The organism is Klebsiella sp. 4_1_44FAA (assembly GCF_000238715.1).
In the GTDB taxonomy this organism is placed as follows: domain Bacteria; phylum Pseudomonadota; class Gammaproteobacteria; order Enterobacterales; family Enterobacteriaceae; genus Klebsiella; species Klebsiella pneumoniae.
On the sequence record NZ_JH414849.1, the window covers coordinates 1 to 784 of the forward strand.

The following is a 784-nucleotide window of genomic DNA, read 5'->3' on the forward strand; positions in this document are numbered from 1 at the left end:
CATGCGGCGTTCAGAATGCCGGACATGTCCTTGATGGCGACGGAGTCAACGCCGGTCTCCAGCAGCTGTTCGGTGAGGTCGAGCCAGGTCTGCAGGGTGTGCGCCGGGCTGGTGGTGTACGAAAGCGTACCCTGGGCGTGGGCGCCGTGGCGGCGGACCGCCTGCAGGGCGGCCTGCATGTTGCGCGGGTCGTTCATGGCATCGAAGACGCGGAAGACGTCCATGCCGTTTTTGACGGCGCGCTCCACGAAGCGCTCCACCACGTCGTCGGCGTAGTGGCGGTAGCCGAGCAGGTTCTGGCCGCGGAGCAGCATCTGCAGCGGAGTTTTCGGCATCGCCTTTTTCAGCTCGCGCAGGCGGACCCACGGGTCCTCGCCGAGAAAGCGGATGCAGGCGTCAAAGGTGGCGCCGCCCCAGCACTCCAGCGAGCGGTAGCCGACGTCGTCCAGCTGAGCGGCAACGGGCAGCATATCGTCGAGACGCAGACGGGTGGCGAACAGGGACTGGTGGGCGTCGCGCAGGACGACATCGGTAATGGCAACGGTCATGAATTCCTCCGTGAATTAAGGGTGAAGACGGCGATGGTGGTGAATGGCGGCGACAATCGCCGGCTTCAGGCGGGCGAAATCGTCGGCGGGCGCGACGGCGGCCGGCGCCGGTTTGGGGGCGCGGGCGGCTCGGGAAACAGGCGGTTGACGGCGAGGGACATTCCCCGGATGGCAAAGATGAGCAGCAGCAGGAACACCAGCACAAAGCCCATGCCGAGAAACTCAAGGGTGAAGCC

At 65.9% G+C, this 784-nt stretch carries 2 pseudogenes; both read right to left on the bottom strand.

The window, feature by feature from the left end:
* A pseudogene (locus HMPREF1024_RS00070) lies at positions 1-548 on the bottom strand (oxaloacetate decarboxylase); the annotation flags it as partial.
* A gap of 15 nt (positions 549-563) precedes the next feature.
* Positions 564-784: pseudogene (locus HMPREF1024_RS00065) on the bottom strand (oxaloacetate decarboxylase subunit gamma); the annotation flags it as partial.